The 20938-nt window shown below is 71.3% G+C and carries 16 protein-coding genes; 10 read left to right on the top strand and 6 right to left on the bottom strand.

Annotated features, from left to right (window positions below; translation table 11 throughout):
• Positions 1-61: 61 nt before the first annotated feature.
• Together ACZ60E_RS18250 and ACZ60E_RS18245 are read right to left on the bottom strand one after the other, a co-directional pair.
• Positions 62-604, bottom strand: coding sequence for a PIN domain-containing protein (locus ACZ60E_RS18250; protein ID WP_469441592.1), 543 nt, complete (start codon positions 602-604; stop codon positions 62-64).
• A complete protein-coding gene (locus ACZ60E_RS18245; protein WP_469441590.1) occupies positions 601-1797 on the bottom strand; it encodes a helix-turn-helix domain-containing protein in 1197 nt (398 codons plus the stop codon). Before ACZ60E_RS18245 ends, ACZ60E_RS18250 begins: the two co-directional genes overlap by 4 nt.
• 236 nt (positions 1798-2033) lie before the next feature.
• On the opposite strand from ACZ60E_RS18245, the gene ACZ60E_RS18240 reads away from it, so the two are divergent.
• The 6 genes from ACZ60E_RS18240 (at position 2034) to ACZ60E_RS18215 (ending at position 8942) form a co-directional block, all read left to right on the top strand.
• Positions 2034-3074: a LacI family DNA-binding transcriptional regulator gene (locus ACZ60E_RS18240; protein WP_469441587.1), complete on the top strand. Its 1041-nt coding sequence runs from the start codon at positions 2034-2036 to the stop codon at positions 3072-3074.
• Positions 3071-4672, top strand: a complete 1602-nt coding sequence (locus ACZ60E_RS18235) for a sugar ABC transporter ATP-binding protein (protein ID WP_469441585.1) — start codon at positions 3071-3073, stop codon at positions 4670-4672. Before ACZ60E_RS18240 ends, ACZ60E_RS18235 begins: the two co-directional genes overlap by 4 nt.
• Positions 4662-6644 (top strand): ABC transporter permease/substrate-binding protein, encoded by a 1983-nt coding sequence (locus ACZ60E_RS18230; RefSeq protein ID WP_469441583.1) that lies wholly within the window; start codon positions 4662-4664, stop codon positions 6642-6644. Before ACZ60E_RS18235 ends, ACZ60E_RS18230 begins: the two co-directional genes overlap by 11 nt.
• 40 nt (positions 6645-6684) lie before the next feature.
• Positions 6685-7584, top strand: coding sequence for a ribokinase (locus tag ACZ60E_RS18225; RefSeq protein WP_469441580.1), 900 nt, complete (start codon positions 6685-6687; stop codon positions 7582-7584).
• Positions 7581-7973, top strand: a complete 393-nt coding sequence (gene rbsD, locus ACZ60E_RS18220; RefSeq protein ID WP_453792658.1) for a D-ribose pyranase — start codon at positions 7581-7583, stop codon at positions 7971-7973. The genes ACZ60E_RS18225 and rbsD overlap by 4 nt, the downstream gene beginning before the upstream one ends.
• A 258-nt stretch (positions 7974-8231) precedes the next feature.
• Positions 8232-8942, top strand: a complete 711-nt coding sequence (locus ACZ60E_RS18215; RefSeq protein ID WP_469441576.1) for an AAA family ATPase — start codon at positions 8232-8234, stop codon at positions 8940-8942.
• An 88-nt stretch (positions 8943-9030) separates the two neighbouring features.
• Here ACZ60E_RS18215 and ACZ60E_RS18210 read toward each other — a convergent pair whose 3' ends face one another.
• Genes ACZ60E_RS18210 through ACZ60E_RS18200 form a run of 3 tightly spaced genes read right to left on the bottom strand, consistent with a single transcriptional unit; the run spans position 9031 to position 12190 of the window.
• Positions 9031-9828 carry a sugar phosphate isomerase/epimerase family protein gene (locus tag ACZ60E_RS18210; protein WP_469441809.1) on the bottom strand — a complete coding sequence of 266 codons (798 nt, stop codon included), beginning with the start codon at positions 9826-9828 and terminating at the stop codon, positions 9031-9033.
• Positions 9829-9863: 35 nt separating this feature from the next.
• A complete protein-coding gene (locus tag ACZ60E_RS18205) occupies positions 9864-11042 on the bottom strand; it encodes a dihydrodipicolinate synthase family protein (RefSeq protein ID WP_469441575.1) in 1179 nt (392 codons plus the stop codon).
• Positions 11039-12190, bottom strand: a complete 1152-nt coding sequence (locus ACZ60E_RS18200) for a Gfo/Idh/MocA family protein (RefSeq protein WP_384807964.1) — start codon at positions 12188-12190, stop codon at positions 11039-11041. The genes ACZ60E_RS18205 and ACZ60E_RS18200 overlap by 4 nt, the downstream gene beginning before the upstream one ends.
• 403 nt (positions 12191-12593) lie before the next feature.
• Between ACZ60E_RS18200 and ACZ60E_RS18195 the strand changes: the two genes are divergently transcribed.
• Positions 12594-13646: a LacI family DNA-binding transcriptional regulator gene (locus ACZ60E_RS18195; RefSeq protein ID WP_469441573.1), complete on the top strand. Its 1053-nt coding sequence runs from the start codon at positions 12594-12596 to the stop codon at positions 13644-13646.
• A gap of 767 nt (positions 13647-14413) precedes the next feature.
• On the opposite strand, the gene ACZ60E_RS18190 is transcribed toward ACZ60E_RS18195, so the two are convergent.
• The gene (locus tag ACZ60E_RS18190; protein WP_469441572.1) at positions 14414-15916 is read right to left on the bottom strand and encodes an oxidoreductase; all 1503 of its coding nucleotides are present in this window, start codon (positions 15914-15916) and stop codon (positions 14414-14416) included.
• 133 nt (positions 15917-16049) lie between these two features.
• Between ACZ60E_RS18190 and ACZ60E_RS18185 the strand changes: the two genes are divergently transcribed.
• The 3 genes from ACZ60E_RS18185 (at position 16050) to ACZ60E_RS18175 (ending at position 20788) form a co-directional block, all read left to right on the top strand.
• Positions 16050-16988, top strand: a complete 939-nt coding sequence (locus ACZ60E_RS18185; protein WP_384807958.1) for a bifunctional helix-turn-helix transcriptional regulator/GNAT family N-acetyltransferase — start codon at positions 16050-16052, stop codon at positions 16986-16988.
• Between the two features lie 175 nt (positions 16989-17163).
• Positions 17164-17976, top strand: coding sequence for a sugar phosphate isomerase/epimerase family protein (locus ACZ60E_RS18180; protein WP_384807956.1), 813 nt, complete (start codon positions 17164-17166; stop codon positions 17974-17976).
• Between the two features lie 1000 nt (positions 17977-18976).
• Complete coding sequence (locus ACZ60E_RS18175; RefSeq protein ID WP_469441569.1) at positions 18977-20788, top strand: glycoside hydrolase family 3 protein; 1812 nt, start codon at positions 18977-18979, stop codon at positions 20786-20788.
• Positions 20789-20938 lie beyond the last annotated feature (150 nt).

Genomic DNA, 20938 nt, shown 5'->3' with positions numbered 1-20938 from the left:
CCGGTCCCTTCACCGACCGACCCCGGCGCAGGCGCCGACCGGATACTCCGACCGAACGCACTCAGCGCATCAGCTCGTCGGGACGTACGGAAACGCGATGCAGATGGCGGCCGGCTGCCACCATCCGGTGGAGCAGGTCATGGCCGTCCACGGCGCTGATCAGCCCACCGACCACGGCCTCGTTCACGAGGTCGAAGGTTTCCTTGGTGGTGATGCCCTTCCGCCGCGCGTACGTGCCGGCCGACCGGTCGTCGGTGATCCACACCGAATCACGGAAGCCCGTGCGCATGGTGATCAGTACGCAGGTCTCGGCCTCCCCGAGATGCTTGGTGGGTAATGACGCGACGCCCCCGAAGACGGCCCGGCGCAGGCGGTCGACCGCGGCGATCTCCTCGACGTCCGTGATGGCGATCGGCTCGCCGAGCATGCCGAGCGACTCGACCTCCCGTAATCGGGGGATGTACCGAGCGGATTGCTCGGCTTCGTGCGCCACCGCTTCGGTCCAACGGCCGCGCCCGTCGAGCACTTTCTCCAGCAGTGGCACGCGGTCGACGACCGCGAAGTTGCACAGGACCGTGTTGTCCGGAAACCAGCAGAGTCTCATGGCTGGAAGATCAGGTCCCCTTCTTCCGCCTCGCTGACGGCGGCTTCCGGAATGTCGGGGTCGGCCGGGTCGAGAAGGTCGTGCAGCTGGTCCACGTCCATGCCCAGGAGGGCGGCGAGGGGCCGGAGCGTCGTCTCCCCCTCGGCGTAGCACTTGTAGAGCGCGGCCACGAGGCGCACGGGGAAGCGTTGGGCCGCGGCCCAGGCGAGCTGCCGCTGGAAGGCGTCTGTCGCACCGGCGAGCAGATGGCAGATCTCCGTGGTCAGACCCCTGTGGTGGACCGCGGGCTCCGACCTCGCGTCGATGAGGCGGAGTTGACTCAACCGTGCGCTCAGCGCGCTGGGTGAGACCTTGAAGGCCACGACCAGCTCGGAGAACGCCTCGACGGTGAGCCCGCCGTGCCGATCCGCCACCTGGCGGAACCGGTCACGGATCTCCGGCGCCGGCATCAGCAGGTTGGAGGCGAAGACGTTGGCCCGCACCTCGGTCAGATCCTTCTGCCGCCCTGGGGCGACATGCGATTCGACGACGAGCTCCTGGGCGTCGCGGGCCAGGATGTGGCCGAGTTCGTGAGCCAGCGTGAACCTCTGCCGGGTCCAGGTCTCCGTGGGTCCGATGAGAATGAGCCGGAACGTGTCCGTCTGCCAGGTGAGCCCGTCCACGGCCTCGGGAAGACACGTGACCGCGACGTCCACACCGAACGCCTGTGTACAGGCCGTGATCAGCACGTCGGTCTCCAGACCGGCCACGGTCCGGTGGCCGTCCGCCGCGGTGAGCGCACCGACGGCGTCCTGAGCCAACTGCCTCCCCTGGTCCACGAAACGCTTGATGCCCGGACGCACGAAGGGCATCGGCGGCAGCTCGGGCGGCCTCCCCAGCAGCTCCAACACCTCGTACGCCGCCGTGAATCGGTCCGCGGCATCGCTGACGCGGCCCCGCCGGGGAGTCGCGCCGGCGGTGGTCCGGGCCGCGAACGCCGGACGCAGCGGCTCGCGCCCCGTGAGCAGCCAGTCCACGGTTCTGCCACCCGCCTCGGCGATCAACGCCAGGTCGAGCGACGTGAAGCGGCGCACCCCCGCCAGGGACTTGGACAGCTTGTCGGGCGTGAGCCCCACCTTCTCGGCGAACGCGGCCTGACTCAGCGAAGTCGCCCCTATCACTCTACGCACACGGTCGATTACGGAATCGGACATGCACTCACCGTAACCGCGTCTTGCGAATATCGCAACGCACTGGCCAGAACATGAGCACGCTTCCAGGGGTGCGGGAAACCGCAGGACCCGCTCCGGCCCGCACGCATGCCCACCCCGCCCGCAACATCACGATCCGGTCTCAAGGACTTGTTTACTTCGATGTAATCGATTCCAATCGCTCTCAGCGTTACGCATGTAATCGATTCCAAGATGATCCACAAGGAGGTGGAGCGTCGATGGCGAGCATCAAGGACGTCGCCGCCGAGGCGGGTGTCTCCGTCGCCACGGTGTCGCGGGTCCTGAACGACCACCCGTCGGTGAGCGCGGACGCCCGCACCCGCGTACTGGCCGCCGTCGAGGCACTGGGCTACCGCCCGAACGCCGTCGCCCGCTCCCTGCGCACCGACCAGACCCACACGCTCGGCCTGGTCATCAGCGACGTACTGAACCCGTACTTCACCGAACTGGCCCGCTCCGTCGAGGAGGAGGCCCGCGCCCTCGGGTACAGCGTCATCATCGGCAACGCCGACGAGCGGCCCGACCTGCAGGACCATCACGTCCGTACGCTCCTCGACCGCCGTATCGACGGCCTCCTCGTGTCGCCCACGGACGGCGGCTCCCCGCTGATGCTGGACGCCGCGCGCTCGGGTACGCCGATGGTCTTCGTGGACCGGTGGATACCGGGCGTGGACGTGCCCGTCGTCCGGGCCGACGGCCGCGCCGCCGTACGCGACCTCGTCGCCCACCTGTACGGTCTCGGCCACCGCAGGCTCGCGATCATCGCGGGCCCGGCCGCCACCACCACCGGCAGCGAGCGCGTCGACGCCTTCCGGGACGCCCTGCGCGCGTACGGGCTGCCGCTCCCCGACGCCTACATCGGGCAGGGCGACTTCCAGGCGGCCAGCGGCCGGCGGGCCACCGAGGAGTTCCTCGACCTGGCCGAGCCGCCCGAGGTCGTCTTCGCCGCCGACAACCTGATGGCCCTGGGCGCCCTGGACGCCGTACGGGCGCGTGGTCTTCGCGTGCCCGACGACATCGCGCTCGCCGCCTTCGACGACATCCCGTGGTTCGTGCACACCGATCCGCCGGTCACGGCGATCGCCCAGCCGACCCCCGAACTGGGCCGCGCGGCCGTACGCGCCGTCGTCGACCGCATCGAGGGGCGGCCCCCGCAGTCGGTCACCCTCCCCGCCGCCCTCGTCGTCCGCCGCTCCTGCGGCGAACCGCCCCCCATGGACAGCGCACCCGTGAACGTCACTCAAAGGAGCAACCCGTGAGCAGCAGCCCGGACGAGTTGCTGCGTATCGAAGGGATACGCAAGACCTTCCCCGGTGTGGTCGCGCTCGACAGCGTCGACTTCGATCTGCGCCGCGGCGAGGTGCACGTACTGCTCGGTGAGAACGGTGCCGGCAAGAGCACCCTCATCAAGATGCTGTCCGGCGCCTACCGCCCCGACGCCGGGAAGATCGTCGTCGACGGCGAGAAGGTCCGCATCCACGGCGCGCAGGACGCCGCGCGCCTCGGGATCGCGACCATCTACCAGGAGTTCAACCTGGTCCCCGACCTCACCGTCGCCGAGAACATCTTCCTGGGCCGCCAGCCGCGCCGCCTCGGGATGATCGACCGGAAGAGGATGGAGGCCGACGCCGCCGTGCTCCTGGAGCGGGTGGGCGTCACTGTCTCGCCGCGTGCGCGGGTGCGTGAACTGGGCATCGCCCGGCTCCAGATGGTCGAGATCGCGAAGGCGCTGAGCCTGGACGCCCGCGTCCTGATCATGGACGAGCCGACCGCGGTGCTCACCTCCAGAGAGGTGGAGAAGCTCTTCCGGATCGTGCGCAAGCTGCGCGAGGACGGCGTGGGCATCGTCTTCATCACCCACCACCTGGAGGAGATCGCCGCCCTGGGCGACCGCGTCACGGTCATCCGGGACGGCCGGAGCGTCGGCCAGGTCCCCGCGTCGACGCCCGAGGACGATCTCGTACGCATGATGGTGGGCCGTTCCATCGAGCTGCAGTATCCGCGCGAGCGGCCCGACAGCGGTGACGAGAGTGACACCGGGCCGGCCCTGCTCTCCGTCGACGGGCTCACCCGCAACGGTGTCTTCCACGATGTGACCTTCGAGGTGCGCGCCGGTGAGGTCGTCGGTATCGCCGGCCTCGTGGGTGCCGGACGGACCGAGGTCGTGCGAGCCGTCTTCGGCGCCGATCCGTACGACAAGGGGTCGGTGGCCGTCGCGGGCAGCCCGCTTCCCCGCCACGACGTCAACGCGGCCATGACCGCCGGGATCGGGCTCGTCCCCGAGGACCGCAAGGGCCAGGGCCTGCTCCTGGACGCCTCCGTGGAGGAGAACCTCGGGCTCGTCACCCTGCGGGCGGCGACCCGCGGCGGGCTCGTCGACCTCAAGGGCCAGCGGACGGCCGCCGCGCGGATCGCCGAGCAGCTGGGCGTACGGATGGCCGGGCTCGGCCAGCACGTGCGCACGCTCTCCGGCGGCAACCAGCAGAAGGTCGTCATCGGCAAGTGGCTGCTCGCCGACACCAGGGTGCTGATCCTCGACGAGCCGACCCGCGGTATCGACGTGGGCGCCAAGGTCGAGATCTACCAGCTGGTCAACGCGCTCACGGCCGCCGGTCACGCCGTCCTGATGATCTCCAGCGATCTGCCCGAGGTGCTCGGCATGAGCGACCGGGTGCTGGTGATGGCCCAGGGCCGGATCGCCGGGGAACTCTCCGCCGACGAGGCGACCCAGGACTCCGTGATGGCCCTCGCCGTCAGTACACCGACCACCGCATCACCCAGCAACTCTGCTGCCCCTGTTACCCCCGTTACCGCTGATACCGCTGATACCGCTGTGGAGGACCCCCGTGGCCACTGACACGCTCAAGAGCACAACGGGCGCGAGTGGCGCTCCAGGCGGTGGCGCCTCGGGCGCCTCTGGTGGCCTGCGCCGGCTCCTGCTCGACAACGGCGCGCTCACCGCGCTCATCATTCTCGTCATCGCGATGTCGGCCCTGTCCGGCGACTTCCTGACGACCGACAACCTGCTCAACATCGGCGTGCAGGCGGCCGTGACCGCCATCCTCGCCTTCGGTGTGACCTTCGTGATCGTCTCGGCGGGCATCGACCTGTCGGTCGGTTCCGTCGCCGCCCTCTCCGCCACCGTCCTTGCCTGGACGGCGACTTCGGAGGGCGTACCGGTCTGGATCGCGGTGATCCTCGCGATCGCCACCGGCATAGCGTGCGGCCTGGTCAACGGCGTCCTGATCTCGTACGGGAAGCTGCCGCCGTTCATCGCGACGCTCGCCATGCTGTCGGTGGGCCGCGGCCTGTCCCTGGTGATCTCACAGGGCTCCCCGATCGCCTTCCCCGACTCGGTCTCCCACCTCGGTGACACGCTCGGCGGCTGGCTGCCGGTCCCGGTCCTCGTGATGATCGTCCTGGGCCTGATCACGGCCGTGATCCTCGGGCGTACGTACATCGGGCGTTCCATGTACGCGATCGGCGGCAACGAGGAGGCGGCGCGTCTCTCCGGGCTGCGGGTGAAGCGGCAGAAGCTCGCCATCTACGCACTGTCGGGGCTCTTCGCCGCCGCCGCGGGCATCGTGCTCGCCTCCCGGCTGTCCTCCGCGCAGCCGCAGGCCGCGCAGGGTTACGAGCTGGACGCGATCGCCGCTGTCGTCATCGGCGGCGCCTCCCTCGCGGGTGGTACGGGCAAGGCGTCCGGGACGCTGATCGGCGCGCTGATCCTCGCGGTGCTGCGCAACGGCCTCAACCTCCTGTCCGTGTCGGCGTTCTGGCAGCAGGTCGTCATCGGTGTGGTCATCGCGCTGGCGGTGCTGCTCGACACCGTGCGCCGCAAGGCCGGGGCGACCCCGGTGACGTCCGGCGCCGGGGGCGCGGCGGGCAGGAAGGGCCCGCAGGCGGTCAAGTACGGGCTCGCGGTCGTCCTCGTGGCGGCGGTCGTGGGCGGCCTGAGCATCTTCAACAGCGGCTCGTCCTCGTCCGACAAGCCGAAGGTCGGCCTGTCCCTCTCCACCCTGAACAACCCCTTCTTCGTACAGATCAAGGCGGGTGCGCAGGCCGAGGCGAAGAAGCTCGGGGCGGATCTGACCGTCACCGACGCGCAGAACGACGCCTCGCAGCAGGCCAACCAGCTGCAGAACTTCACCAGCGAGGGCGTCGACTCGATCATCGTCAACCCGGTGGACTCGGACGCGGCGGGCCCTTCGGTGCGCTCCGCGAACAAGTCCGACATCCCCGTCGTCGGTGTCGACCGGGGCGTCAACAAGGCGAGGACGGCCGCGCTCGTGGCCTCCGACAACGTCGAGGGCGGGCAGCTCGGCGCCAAGGCGCTGGCCGAGAAGCTGGGCGGCAAGGGCAAGATCGTCATCCTGCAGGGCCTGGCCGGTACGTCCGCGAGCCGTGAGCGCGGCGCGGGCTTCGAGGAGGGTCTGAAGGCCTACCCGGACATCAAGGTGGTCGCCAGGCAGCCCGCCGACTTCGACCGCACCAAGGGTCTCGACGTCATGACGAACCTGCTCCAGGCCCACCCGGACGTCCAGGGCGTTTTCGCCGAGAACGACGAGATGGCACTCGGCGCGATCAAGGCGCTCGGCTCCAAGGCCGGGAAGTCGGTCCAGGTCATCGGCTTCGACGGCACGCCGGACGGACTGAAGGCCGTCGCGGACGGCACGATGTACGCCTCCGTGGCACAGCAGCCGAAGGAACTCGGCAGGATCGCCGTGGAGAACGCGCTGCGGGCGGCCGACGGCAAGAAGACCGAGCAGACGGTGAAGGTCCCGGTGAAGGTGGTCACGTCGAAGAACGTGGCCGACTTCACGGGCTGACCCCGACCGCCCCGTATTCACCTTTCCAGGGAGACAGTTCATGTTCGAGTACGACCTGCTGGTCGTCGGGTCGGCCAACGCCGATCTGGTCATCGGTGTCGAGCGGCGGCCGGGCGCCGGGGAGACCGTGCTCGGCTCCGACCTGGCCCTGCACCCGGGCGGCAAGGGCGCCAACCAGGCGGTCGCCGCCGCCCGGCTGGGGGCGCGTACGGCGCTCCTCGCCCGGGTCGGCGACGACGCGCACGGCCGGCTGCTGCTCGACTCGCAGCGGGCGGCCGGGGTCGACACGTCCGGGGTCCTCGTCGGCGGCGCGCCCACCGGGGTCGCGCTCATCACGGTGGACCCGTCCGGCGACAACAGCATCGTGGTGTCGCCGGGCGCGAACGGCCGCCTCACCCCGGACGACATCCGCGAGGCATCGGCCCCGCTCACGGCATCCAAGGTCGTCTCGACCCAACTGGAGATCCCGCTGGAGACGGTCGAGGAGGTCGTACGGGGCCTGCGCCCCGGCACCCGTTTCGTCCTCAACCCGTCCCCGCCGCAGGAGTTGCCCGCGGCGGTCCTCGCCGCCTGCGACCCGCTGATCGTGAACGAGCACGAGGCGCGGGTGGTGCTCGGCGCGGACGCGGGCGCGACGCCCGAGGAGTGGGCCGGGGCGCTGCTGGCCCTCGGCCCGCGCTCGGTGGTCGTCACCCTGGGCGAGGAGGGCGCGCTGGTCGCCGACGCCTCGGGCGCCACCCGGGTCCCGGCCGTCGAGGCGACCGCCGTGGACACGACCGGCGCGGGCGACTCCTTCACTGCGGCGCTGGCCTGGCGGCTGGGCGCGGGCGAGTCCCTCGCGGACTCGGCGGCGTACGCGGCCCGCGTGGGCGCCGTCGCCGTCACCCGTCAGGGCGCGCAGGCGTCCTTCCCCACTGCCGAAGAGGTCGCCGCCGTATGAAGAAGTCCGGAATCCTGAACCGCCACCTGGCGGGCGCGACAGCCGAACTGGGCCACGGCGACGGCGTCCTGATCTGCGACGCGGGCATGCCGATCCCGCCGGGCCCGCGGGTCGTGGACCTCGCCTTCCGGGCCGGGGTCCCCTCGTTCCAGGAGGTCCTGGAGGGCCTGCTGGAAGAACTGGTGGTGGAGGGGGCGACGGCGGCACAGGAGATACGCGAGTCGAACCCGGAAGCCTCGGCCCTCCTGACAACCCACTTCCCCGACACGCTGACCCACGTCTCCCACGAGAACCTGAAGACGCTCTCGGCCGGCGCCCGCCTGATCGTCCGAACCGGCGAGGCCCGGCCTTACGCGAATGTGCTGCTGCGGTGCGGGGTGTTCTTCTAGCACCGGGGGGCACCGGACCGTCGACGGAACATTCCGCTGCGGACGTCCGGACATATTTCGAGGGGCCCGGTCCGTCGACCGGGCCCCTCGGTTCCCCTCCCCCAGATCAGAACCCCCGCGATCCCCCCGGATCCCCCTCCAAAGGTTCTGATGCCAGGTACGACCCGCGAGGTGGGGGGAGGGTTGCACGGTTGCTTGAGATTTTTTTGAGCTTTTTTCGAGCGGGGGCGGGCGCCCGCTCTGGGCGACACTGGGCGGGTGATTGTCGAACGCGCGTATGCCCATCTCTCCTCGTACGACGAGGACGTCTGGCCCTGGTCCGTGCCCTGTGTCCGGCAGCTGATCGAGGAGGGGCTGCGGTTCACCGCGCCGGTGACCTTTCTGGTCGGGGAGAACGGCTCGGGGAAGTCGACGCTGGTCGAGGCGCTGGCGGAGGGGTTCGGGCTGGACTCCTACGGCGGTTCCCACGACTGGCGCTACGCCTCCCCGCGGGGCAAGTCGGCGCTCGGCGAGCGGATGAAGTTCGACGCTGCCCCGCGCGGGCGCCGTATGGCCACCAGCTGGGCGGCCCGCAAGGGCTTCTTCCTGCGGGCCGAGACCGCGCTGGACGCTCTGGGCAGGGAGGGGCTGTCGCCGGACTCGGTCAGCCATGGCGAGGGCTTCCTCGCGGCGTTCCGCGGGAAGTTCCTGCACACCGGGCTCTACGTTCTCGACGAGCCGGAGGCCGCCCTCTCCTTCTCCTCGTGCCTCGAACTGATCGGGCACATCGACCGGTTGACCAAGGAGGGCGGCCAGGTCATCTGCGCCACGCACTCACCCCTGCTGACCGCCCTGCCCGGCGCGGACATCGTCGAGGTCGGCGAGCACGGTATGCGGAAGGTCGCCTGGCGGGAGCTCGGCGTCGTCGACCACTGGCGCCGCTATCTCGCCGACCCGCACGCCTATCTGCGGCACATTCTCGACACGTAGAGGCGGAGCCGGACCGTAGACCTGTTTCGGGCCCGCGCCGGGCGGTGGCGCGGGTCCGGTGGCGTCGTCAGGCGGCTTCGCCGGTTCGTCAGGTCGTGTGCTGGGTGAAGCGTGTCGCCGTCTCCGTCAGGACCTCGCGGCCGTTCCTGGCCCACAGGGCGTCGTTGAAGAGTTCGACCTCGATGGGGCCCGTGTAGCCCGCCGCCTCGACGTACGCCTTCCACTCGCGCATGTCGATCGAGCCGTCGCCGATCTGGCCGCGGCCGTTGAGGACGCCCTCGGGGAGCGGGGTCGTCCAGTCGGCGAGCTGGAAGGTGTGGATACGGCCGCCGGCGCCCGCGCGGGCGATCTGCGCCGGAGCCTGGTCGTCCCACCAGATGTGGTACGTGTCGACCGTCACGCCGACCTGGTGCGCGGGGAAGCGTTCCGCGAGGTCCAGGGCCTGGGTGAGCGTGGAGACCACGCAGCGGTCGGCGGCGTACATGGGGTGGAGGGGTTCGATGGCGAGACGTACTCCCCGTTCCTCGGCGTACGGGCCCAGTTCGGCCAGGGCGTCCGCGATGCGTTCCCGGGCGCCGTGGAGGTCCGTGGAGCCCGCCGGGAGGCCGCCCGAGACCAGGACGAGCGTGTCCGTGCCGAGGGTGGCGGCCTCGTCGATCGCCAGGCGGTTGTCGTCGAGCGCCTGCGCCCGCTCGGCGGGGTCGATCGCCGTGAAGAAGCCGCCTCGGCAGAGGGTCGTGACGGTCAGGCCGGCCTCCCGGACCAGCTTGGCCGTCCGCTCCAGGCCGTAGGACCGGACCGGGTCCCGCCACAGGCCCACGCCGGGGATGCCCAACTCGCCGCACGCGTCGACCAGTTCCGGCATCGACAGCTGCTTGACCGTCATCTGGTTGATGCTGAAGCGGGAGAGGTCGGCTGCGGTCACTGGTTCACTCCGTACAGGGAGAGCAGGTTCTTCATGCGGGTCTCGGCCAGTGCCGGGTCGGGGAACAGGCCCAGGCCGTCGGCGAGTTCGTACGCGCGGGCGAGGTGCGGCAGGGAACGGGCCGACTGGAGGCCGCCGACCATCGTGAAGTGGGACTGGTGGCCCGCGAGCCAGGCCAGGAACACCACGCCCGTCTTGTAGAAGCGGGTGGGGGGCTGGAAGAGGTGGCGCGACAGCTCGACGGTCGGGTCGAGGAGGGCGCGGAAGCCCTGTACGTCGCCTGTGTCCAGGGTCCGTACGGCCTCCGCGGCGAGCGGGCCCAGCGGGTCGAAGATGCCGAGCAGGGCGTGGCTGAAGCCCTGGTCGTCGCCCGCGATCAGCTCGGGGTAGTTGAAGTCGTCGCCGGTGTAGCAGCGCACCCCGTCGGGAAGCTTGCGGCGCAGGTCGATCTCGCGCCGGGCGTCCAGCAGCGAGACCTTGATGCCGTCGACCTTGTCGGGGTGGGCGGCGATGACCTCCAGGAAGGTGCTGGTGGCGGCGTCCAGGTCGGTGCTGCCCCAGTAGCCCTCAAGGGCCGGGTCGAACATCGGGCCCAGCCAGTGCAGGACCACCGGTTCGGCGGCCTGGCGCAGCAGGTGGCCGTAGACCTCCAGATAGTCCTCGGGGCCCTTGGCGACGGCGGCGAGGGCTCGCGAGGCCATCAGGATCGTTTGGGAGCCGGACTCCTCGACGAGGGCCAGCTGCTCCTCGTACGCCGCCCGTACGTCGTCCAGGCTGTACGACCCGTACGGGTGCGCGGCCCCGGTGGCCGGCAGCTGGTCGGTGCCCACGCCGCAGGCGATCAGGCCGCCGACCGACTTCGCCTCGGCCGACGAGCGGCGGATCAGCTCGGCCGCGCCCGCCCAGTCGAGGCCCATCCCCCGCTGGGCCGTGTCCATCGCCTCGGCGACACCGAGTCCGTGGGACCACAGGTGGCGGCGGAAGGCGAGGGTGGCGTCCCAGTCGACGGCGGCGGGCGAGTCGGGGGTGGTGTCGGCGTACGGGTCGGCGACCACGTGCGCCGCCGAGAAGACCGTACGGGCGCCGAAGGGGGCGCCGGCGGTGACGGGGAGCGGGTCGGGGCGCGGGGTGTAGGTGTGCAACCTGCCGTCCGCGCGCGGGAGTTCGATGGTCACAGGGAGATCTCCGGGACGTCGAAGCGGCGGCCCTCGGCGGAGGACTTCAGGCCCAGTTCGGCGAGCTGGACGCCGCGGGCGCCGGCCAGCAGGTCCCAGTGGTAGGGGGCGTCGGCGTAGACGTGGCGGAGGAACAGTTCCCACTGGGCCTTGAAGCCGTTGTCGAACTCGGCGTTGTCGGGCACCTCCTGCCACTGGTCGCGGAAGACCTCGGTGGCGGGGATGTCCGGGTTCCAGACCGGCTTGGGGGTCGCGGACCGGTGCTGGACACGGCAGTTGCGCAGTCCGGCGACGGCCGAACCCTCGGTGCCGTCGACCTGGAACTCGACGAGTTCGTCGCGGTTGACGCGGACCGCCCAGGAGGAGTTGATCTGGGCGATCGCGCCGCCTTCGAGTTCGAAGACGCCGTACGCGGCGTCGTCGGCGGTCGCGTCGTAGGGCTTGTCGCCCTCGTCCCAGCGCTGCGGGATGTGCGTGGCGGTGAGCGCCTGGACCGACTTCACGCGGCCGAACAGCTCGTGCAGCACGTACTCCCAGTGCGGGAACATGTCGACGACGATGCCGCCGCCGTCCTCGGTCCGGTAGTTCCACGACGGGCGCTGGGCGGACTGCCAGTCGCCCTCGAAGACCCAGTAGCCGAACTCGCCGCGGATGGACAGGACGCGGCCGAAGAAGCCGCCGTCGATGAGCCGCTTGAGTTTGAGCAGTCCGGGGAGGAAGAGCTTGTCCTGGACGACGCCGTGCTTGATGCCGGCCTCGTCCGCGAGACGGGCGAGCGCGAGGGCTCCGTCGAGGCCGGTGGCGGTCGGCTTCTCCGTGTAGATGTGCTTGCCGGCCGCGATCGCCTTCTTCAGCGCCTCCTCGCGGGCCGAGGTGACCTGCGCGTCGAAGTAGATGTCGATGGCCGGGTCGGCGAGGACGGCGTCCAGGTCGGTGGACCAGTGCTCGATGCCGTGCTGGTCGGCGAGCGCCTTCAGGGCGTGCTCGCGGCGGCCGACGAGGACCGGTTCGGGCCACAGCACGGTGCCGTCACCGAGGTCGAGACCGCCCTGCTCGCGCAGGGCGAGGATCGAGCGGACGAGGTGCTGGCGGTAGCCCATGCGTCCCGTCACGCCGTTCATGGCGATGCGCACCGTCTTGCGTGTCACGTCATTCCCTTCGTACGCGTCCCGCGCCGCGTACGAACTGGCGAGCGTCGCAGCAAGCGCTTTCTATGTAAGAAGAAGCTAGCCTCTGTGCAGCGGATCGGACAAGAGCGCGGGGGTGGCGAGTTGTTCGAGGGGGCGAACGGGAGGGGTGTACGGCCGTAAGGTCGTGCCGGGTCCCGGCCGGACGTAAGGTCTGCACCACTCATCCGCGCTGCTCGGGTGACTTCCGGCCAGGGGCGTCGGGGCTGGGCGTCGTGCCGGACGGTGGCGATGGCTGTGGTTTTGGCTGCGGCTGTGGTTTTGGCTGCGGCAACGGCTGTGGTTGTGGCTGTCGCTACGACGGGGCAGCGGGCCCGCACTGGACTGACGACGATGACGAGATGCGCGACCGGAGGACTTCGAGATGACGGTGACCCTGGCGGACGTGGCGGCTCGCGCGCAGGTCTCGCCCGCGACGGTGTCGCGCGTGCTGAACGGGAACTATCCCGTGGCGGCCTCCACCCGCGAACGGGTGCTGCGGGCCGTGGACGACCTGGACTACGTACTGAACGGTCCCGCGAGCGCACTCGCGGCAGCCACCTCCGACCTGGTCGGGATCCTGGTCAACGACATCGCCGACCCGTTCTTCGGAATCATGGCCGGGGCGATCCAGTCCGAGATCGGCGGGCCCGGGGGCCGGGCGGGCGGGGAACGGCTCGCCGTCGTGTGCAACACCGGCGGCTCTCCGGAACGCGAACTCACCTACCTCACGCTCCTTCAACGGCAGCGGGCGGCTGCGGTCGTACTGACCGGTGGGGCCGTGGAGGACACCGCGCACGCGACGGCCGTCGCGACGAAGCTGCGCAAGCTCGGGGAGGCGGGGACGCGGGTGGTGCTGTGCGGCCGGCCGCCCGCGCCGGCGGACACCGACGCGGTGGCGCTCACCTTCGACAACCGGGGTGGCGGGCGGGAACTGACCGAGCATCTGATCGGGCTCGGGCATCGGCGGATGGGGTACATCGCGGGGCCCGAGGAGCGGACGACCACGCGGCACCGGCTTGAAGGGCATCGGGACGCGCTCGCCGCGCACGGCATCGCGGACGATCCCGCGCGGACGGTTCATGGGCGGTACGACCGGCGGGCGGGGTACGAGGCCACGATCGAACTCCTGCGCCGGGAGCCCGACTTGACGGCTGTCGTGGCCGCGAACGACACGGTGGCGTTGGGGGCGTGTGCGGCTCTTCGGGACTCGGGTCTGCGCATTCCGGACGACGTGTCCGTCGTCGGCTTCGACGACCTGCCGTTCAGCATCGACGCGGTGCCGGCACTGACGACCGTGCGGTTGCCGCTGGCTGACGCGGGGGGTCGGGCGGGGCGGATCGCGATGGGGCGGGAGGAGGTTCCGCCCGGGGGGATCGCGACGATTCGGGGGGAGTTGATGGTGCGGGGGTCTACGGGGGTTCCCAAGGGGGCGTAGGGGGTTGGGGGGCGGGGGGTCGGGGGTCGCTTTTCGGGTGCGGGCCGGTGGGGGTGTTGCGCAGTTCCCCGCGCCCCTGGGGGGTCCTCCGGCCGGACTTCAGCCTGCAGGTCCGTGGTGGCTGAGCGCGCCGTTCCCCGCGCCCCTGGGTGGGTGGGGGGTGTGGCCGGGTTGTCGACTGCGGGTCGTCGTGGGCGGCCAATGCGGCGTCCCTGCGCGCCCCTGTTCGTCGGCTGCGGGTCCGCGGTGGCTGAGCGCGCCGTTCCCCGCACCCCTACTCTTCGGCTGCGGGCTGTGCGTGGCCGAATGCGCCGTGCCTGCGCGCCCCTGTTCGTCGGCTGCGGGTCCGCGGTGGCTGAGCGCGCCGTTCCCCGCGCCCCTGGGTGGGTGGGGGTGTGGCCGGGTTGTCGACTGCGGGGCGTGTGTGGGTGGGCCGCTGGGAGACGGGCTTGGCGTGCGCGCGATGCCGCGGCCCCGTCAGGGGCGCGGGGAACTGCGCGGCCAGCCACCGCAGACCCGCAGCCGAACCCCCGGCCGGAGGACCCCTTAGGGGCGCGAGGAACTGCGCGGCCAGCCACCACCGACCCACAGGCCGAAGTCCGGCCCAAGGCACCCACCCCCCAGGGGCGCGAGGAACTGCGCGATCAGCCGCCGTGGACCCGCAGTCCAACCCCCGGCCGGAGGGCCCCAGGGGCGCGGCCAGCCGTCGTGGGCCCGCAGGCTGAAGTCCGGTCGGAAGCGGGGCAGCGCCCTCTCGGCCGTTTCGGTCAGTTCTTGTTCAGGGAGCGGGTTATGCCCGCTACCACCGCCGTCGTCAGTAGCCAGCCCGCGGCGATCAGCGCGTACGAGAGGCCCATGACCGTCGGGTCGGCCCAGTGCCAGGAACCGCGCTGGCCGAAGCCGCCGATCGGGATCAGCAGGTCCAGCGTGTAGGCCACGGCGCTGAACGGCGGCCCCTCGCCCTCCTTGTTCGCCGTGGGGGTGTGGGCGCTGAAGACCAGCGTCCCGATCAGTGACAGCAGGATCAGCCAGCCGCCCGCGCGCCAGGGCCGGTAGCCATAGCCGACCGTGGCGTCGAAGACGCGGCCCCAGATCCGGGCGACGGGGTGGAGGGTGCCGCGCCGGTGCCGCTGCTTCTCCAGCAGGACGAGGCGGGCGTCGTCGTCATGGCCGATGAGGCGGTACCAGCCGGCGAGTTGCTCGTACGGCTGCGGGCTGTAGCCGGGTGACCGGCGGATCCACGCGACGCGACGGGCGGCCCCGACGCGTTCGCCGAGTCCGGTGGCCGGCGCGTCGTCCGCGTGGAGGGAGGTGTAGACGAGCCCCTCCAGCCGTACGCGTGCGGTCCGGCCGGTCTCGTTGTCGCGCAGTACCTCGACGCGTGCGCTGCGCAGGTCGATGCCGCCGGACGGGGCGACCGCGGGCGTGAGGTCGAGTTCGGCGACCTGGATGCGGGCGAGGTCCAGGGCGGCGCCCGGCTCACCGAGGGCGGCGCCCCGCAGCGACAGGCGGTTGGTGATGTGCGCGCCTCGCATCCGGACCACACCAGCGGTGCTGAAGCCGTCGGTCAGTTCCAGCGTCGACACGGTGGCGGTGTCGGCGAGCAGCGCCTCGCCCGCCGGGTTCGCCAGTCGTGCTCCGCCCAGGAACAGGCCGCCGGACAGCTGGGCCCCCAGCAGCCGCAGCCCTCCCCTGGCGGTGAAGCCCTTGCTGCAGAAGACCGCGCCCTCCGCGACGAGCCCGCCCGCGAACAGGGCCCATGTGCCGTCGGCCTCCAGTGTGGCCCCGTTCAGGTCCAGTTCTCCGGAGACGTGGGCGTTGGTGAGTGCGAGCCGGCCGCCCCGCAGGGTCGTTCCGCTGAGTTCGAAGCGGCCTTCGACGCGGACCATCTGCGCTTCGATGCCGAGCACCCGGCAGCGTGTCATCCGGATCGTGCGGGTGGCGCTGCCGCGCAGGTTCACGGTCTCCTCCAGCCTGCACGACGCGAGGTGGACCGTGTGGGCGATGTCGCCGCCCGCCAGGTCGAGGCGGCCGACGATCCGCGCGCCCGTGAGGTTCAGGGCCGCGACGGCTCCCGGCCGGGCGGAGTTCGCCCCGAGCAGCAGGGCGGCCAGGACCTCGGCCCTGACCGTGCGCCCGGCACCCCACGCCCGCCCGCCGACGGCGTCGTCCTCCTCGGGGTCTCCGCTGCGCAGGTCCACGAGCCTGCCCTCGGGAAAGGCATCCCAGACGGCACGTTCCGGCGGCGTCAGATCGTCGTACTGCAGCACCCCGGAAGGCTATCCGGGCCGTCGGGCCGGAAACCGGCCGAAGCCGTGCCGGAAACTGGCCCCATCAGGCATCATCTCTGACTGAGTCAGCAATTTTCTCTTGACCATCGCTGTGAGACAGGTGTCACGTGCCATGACCGTTCAGGAAATCCGCGCCTTCAACCGCTTCTACACCAACCTCATCGGCGCACTCGACTACGGCCGCCAACTCCACGCGCCGTACACGCTCACGGAGTCCCGCGTGCTGTACGAGCTCGCCCACTCCCCCCGAACGGACACCGCCGACCTCCGTACCGAACTCTCCCTGGACTCCGGCTACTTGAGCAGGCTGCTGGCGAAGTTCGAGAAGGACGGACTGATCGAGCGGACACCTTCCGAGAAGGACACCCGGCGCCGCCGCGTCACACTCACGGCCCGCGGGCGGGAGACCGCCGACCTGCTGGACGAGCGGTCGCGGGACTCGGTCGGCTCGCTGCTGTCGAGCGTGCCGCCCGGGGACCGGACCCGGCTCGCCGAGGCCATGCGGGACATCCGCGAGATCCTCTCCGACGCCGGACGCCGGCCCCCGCGCCGCGAGGACGTCCTGCTGCGCGAGCCCCGCCCGGGCGACCTCGGCTGGATCGTGCAGCGCAACGCGGCGCTCTACACCGCCGAGTACGGCTGGAACGCGGACTACGAAGGGCTGGTCGCCCGGATCGTCGCCGACTTCGCCGAGGACCACGACCCCCACCTGGAACGGGTGTGGATCGCGGAACTGGACGGCCGCCAGGTGGGCAGCGTGATGTGCGTACGGGACGAGGCACCCGGCGCCGCCCGGCTGCGCCTGCTGCTCGTCGAACCGGACGCGCGCGGCCTCGGCATCGGCGACCGGCTGGTGAGCGCCTGCGTCGACTTCGCCCGGGGCGTCGGCTACCGGGAGACCGTCCTGTGGACGAACGACGTCCTGTCCTCCGCCCGCCGCATCTACCAGCGGCACGGGTTCGTCCTCGTCGACGAGAAACCGCACCGCTCCTTCGGCGCCGATCTCGTCGGGCAGGACTGGCGGCTGGACCTGCTCGGAACACAGGAGTGACGCGGAAGTGAGAGAACGCGAGCGGCGGGTAGGGTCCGTTTCGTGGTGCGCCGGCCCCGGGGGCACTCGGGATTCCCGGCCCCTTGGCCGCAACGGTCCGCGGACCGGCCCGCGGACCGGCCCGCGCCCGTAGTCCTGACTCGCCCGACTCGATCGACAGCGAAGGTGCGATTTCGTGAAACTGGCCTTCTCCACCCTCGGCGTACCCGGACTCCCGATCAGCGACGTGGTGCGGCTCGCCGCCACCCACGGCTATCACGGCGTCGAGTTGCGTACGCATCCCGAGGAGCCCGTGCACACCGGCCTCGACCTCACCGCACGCGCCGACGTGGTCGCCGAGTTCAAGACGGCGGGCGTCGAGATCCTGGGCCTGGCCGGGTACGTACGGGTCGCCGCGCCGGGCGACGACGAGCCCGTACTCGCCGAGATCCGCGAACTCCTGGGCCTGGCACGGGACTTGGGCGCGCCCTTCATCCGGGTCTTCCCCGGCGGCGGCTCCGGGCAGACACCCGACCAGACGCCCGAGGAGGCCGACGCGACGGCCGCCCGGCGGCTGGGCACGGCGGCCGAGTACGCGGCCGACCTCGGTGTACGGATCCTGCTGGAGACCCACGACTCGCACCGCACCGGCGCCGACGCGATCCGCGTCCTCGGGCCCGTCGGGCACCGGCAGGCGGGGGCGCTCTGGGACGTCATGCACACGTGGCTCGGCGGGGAGCAGCCCTCGGCGAGTTTCGCGGCGCTGTCGCCGTTCCTCGGGTATGTCCAGGTCAAGGACATCGCGTCCGCGGACGACACGACTCCGCTGGCGCTGGGGGCGGGGGTGTTGCCGCTCACCGAGTGTGTGGATCTGCTGTCCCGGGAGGGGTGGGACGGGTGGTTGTGCTGGGAGTACGAGAAGCGGTGGTACGAGGCGGCGGAGCCGCTGGAGGGGTTGTTGGGGGCGGGGCATGACTATCTGTCGCGCCTCCTGAACGACGCGGCGTAGCGCGCGCAGCGCGCCGTTGCCCTGAGCCGCCGCCCGAGCGCGGGCCCACGCCCCAAAAGACTGCGCAGTTCCCCGCGCCCCTTGAAGGGCCCGTCGCCGGGTGCGGGGCCGTCTCGGTTGCTCGCGCCGTTCCCCGCGCCCCTTAAAAGATCCGTCGCCGGGTGCGGGTCCGCTGTGGCTGATCGCGCCGTTCCCCGCGCCCCTTAAGGGGTCCGTCGTCAGGTGCGGGGCCGTCTCGGTTGCTCGCGCCGTTCCCCGCGCCCCTTACAAGGCCCGTCGCCGAGTGCGGGTCCGCTGTGGCTGATCGCGCCGTTCCCCGCGCCCCTTACGGGGTTCGTTGTCGGGTGCGGGGCCGTCTCGGTTGCTCGCGCCGTTCCCCGCGCCCCCCTTGAAAGGTTCGTTGCCGGGTGCGGGTTTGTTGGGGTGCTCGCGGTCCCTCAAGACGATCGCTGCGGCCCGCCACCTCTAGGGGCGCGGGGAACTGCGCAGTCTTTTAGGGGTGCGGGGGACTGCGCGGGCGGTCCCCGTCGGGGTGCGGGGAGGGGAGTGGTTGGTTCGAACGTGTGCCGCTTCCGTCCCGGGAGCGTACTCGCGTCCGCCCTCGTACCTACTTGCCGGAATTCGGGGATTCCGGGGAACCCATCCCCACCGGCCCTCGTCCAATTCGCATGCTGTCGGATGAGTCTCCGCAGTGCGGTGTCGGCCTCGCTGCTGGCTGCGATTGCTGACCACCCTCTCCGCCGCCTGCGGCCGGCAGCACGCCGTCACCGGCGCGCCCCCCTCCAACAGCGCCGGTGGCGGCCCCTCCCCCGGCACGACCCCGGCGCCACCCCACCGCGTCCGTCCGCGCTATTGACTGGCAGAAATTTCCCGGATATCCGTGACTCCTTGGCAGTTTTCTTCAAGGATCGCCCAAGGGAATCCTGCAAGGGAAACCCGCAAGGGTTCGTTCAGCTCGCCCCTCCACGGGTCCCCCGGGCCCTCTCCGGAAGGAGCGCACGTGCACACCTCCAGACGTACGCTGCTCGCGGCCACCGCCGGTGCGGCCGCAGCCGTCGCCGGCGCCACCCCCGCACTCGCCGGCACCGGCGCCCACGCGCACCGCGACGACAAGCGGCTCCGGGCCCTTGTCTCCCGTATGACGCTCGAAGAGAAGGTCGGGCAGCTCTTCGTCATGCGGGTGTACGGGCACTCCGCGACCGAGCCCGACCAGGCCGACATCGACGCCAACCTCGCGGAGATCGGCGTACGGACGGCCGCCGAGCTGATCGCGAAGTACCGGGTCGGCGGGATCATCTACTTCGGGTGGGCGCACAACACCCGCGCACCGCACCAGATCGCGGACCTGAGCAACGGCATCCAGAAGGCATCGCTGGAACAGCCCCGCGGCCTCCCCGTGCTCATCTCCACGGACCAGGAGCACGGCATAGTGGCACGGGTGGGCACGCCCGCGACGCTCTTCCCGGGCGCGATGGCCCTGGGCGCGGGCGGCTCGCGCACGGACGCCCGCACGGCCGGGCGCATCGGCGGCGCCGAGCTGCGTGCGATGGGCATCCTCCAGGACTACGCCCCGGTCGCCGACGTGAACGTGAACCCGGCCAACCCGGTCATCGGCGTACGCTCCTTCGGCGCCGGTCCCGAGGCCGTGGCGGGCCTGGTCGCCGCACAGGTGAAGGGCTATCAGGGTGCCGGGGTCGCGGCCACCTCCAAGCACTTCCCGGGGCACGGCGACACCGAGACCGACAGCCATTACGGCTTCCCGGTGATCGCGCACACCGAGGCGCAGTGGGCCGAGCTGGACGCGCCCCCGTTCAAGGCCGCGATCGCCGCCGGTATCGACTCGATCATGACCGCGCACATCATGGTTCCGGCGCTCGACCCGGCCGGCGATCCGGCCACCCTCTCTCGTCCGATCCTCACCGGCATCCTGCGCGAACGGCTCGGCTACGACGGGGTCGTGGTGACGGACTCGCTCGGCATGGAGGGCGTCCGCACGAAGTACGGCGACGACCGTGTGCCGGTTCTGGCCCTGAAGGCCGGTGTCGACCAGCTCCTCAACCCGCCGAAGCTGGACGTCGCCTGGAACGCGGTCCTTCAGGCCGTCCGCGGCGGCGAGCTGACGGAGGCCCGCCTCGACGAATCGATCCTGCGCGTGCTGCGGCTGAAGGCGAAGCTGGGGCTGCTGAAGGACCCGTACGTCACGGGGCGGGGGGTCGACCGCACGGTCGGGATCCCCTCGCACCTCAAGGCCGCCGACCGTGTCGCCGAGCGGACGACGACTCTGCTCGTCAACTCCGGCGGGCTGCTGCCGCTGTCACGGCGTACGCACACGAAGGTGCTCGTCGTCGGCGCCGATCCGGCCTCGCCGTCCGGCACCACGGGTCCGCCCACGACCGTCCTGGCGAACGCCCTCACCGAGCTGGGGTTCACCCCGACCGTGCTGTCCACGGGCACGGCACCCTCGGCCGCGACGATCGCGAAAGCCGTCGCGGCGGCCCAGGACATGGACGCGGTCCTGGTGGGCACGTACAACGTCACCGCCGCCTCCGGTCAGCGCGCCCTCGTGAACCAACTGCTCGCCACGGGCCGCCCGGTGGTCGCGCTCGCCATCCGCAACCCGTACGACGTGGCTCAACTGCCGGACGTCAAGGCCTACTTGGCGTCGTACTCGTGGACGGACGTCGAGCTGCGCGCCGCGGTACGGGTGCTCGCCGGGCGGGTCGGTCCGCGCGGCAGACTGCCGGTGCCGGTGCAGCGCGCGGACGATCCGGCGGTGGTGCTGTATCCCGTGGGGCACGGCCTGACGTACTGAGGTCCCGCACAGGGGCGCGCGCCCGGCCTGGCGTACCGGGTCTACGACGTGCGCCCCTTCCCGCATCCCCAAGTGACGCAAAGCATCCGGTACGCCTGGCGGGGCCCGCCCCGGCGGGTCACGCTGGGCTGGGGATGATCGGGGGGAGGT

The organism is Streptomyces sp. NPDC102514 (assembly GCF_055584525.1).
Note: the sequence above shows the minus strand (reverse complement) of the source record. Positions and strands in the feature narration are given on the sequence as shown.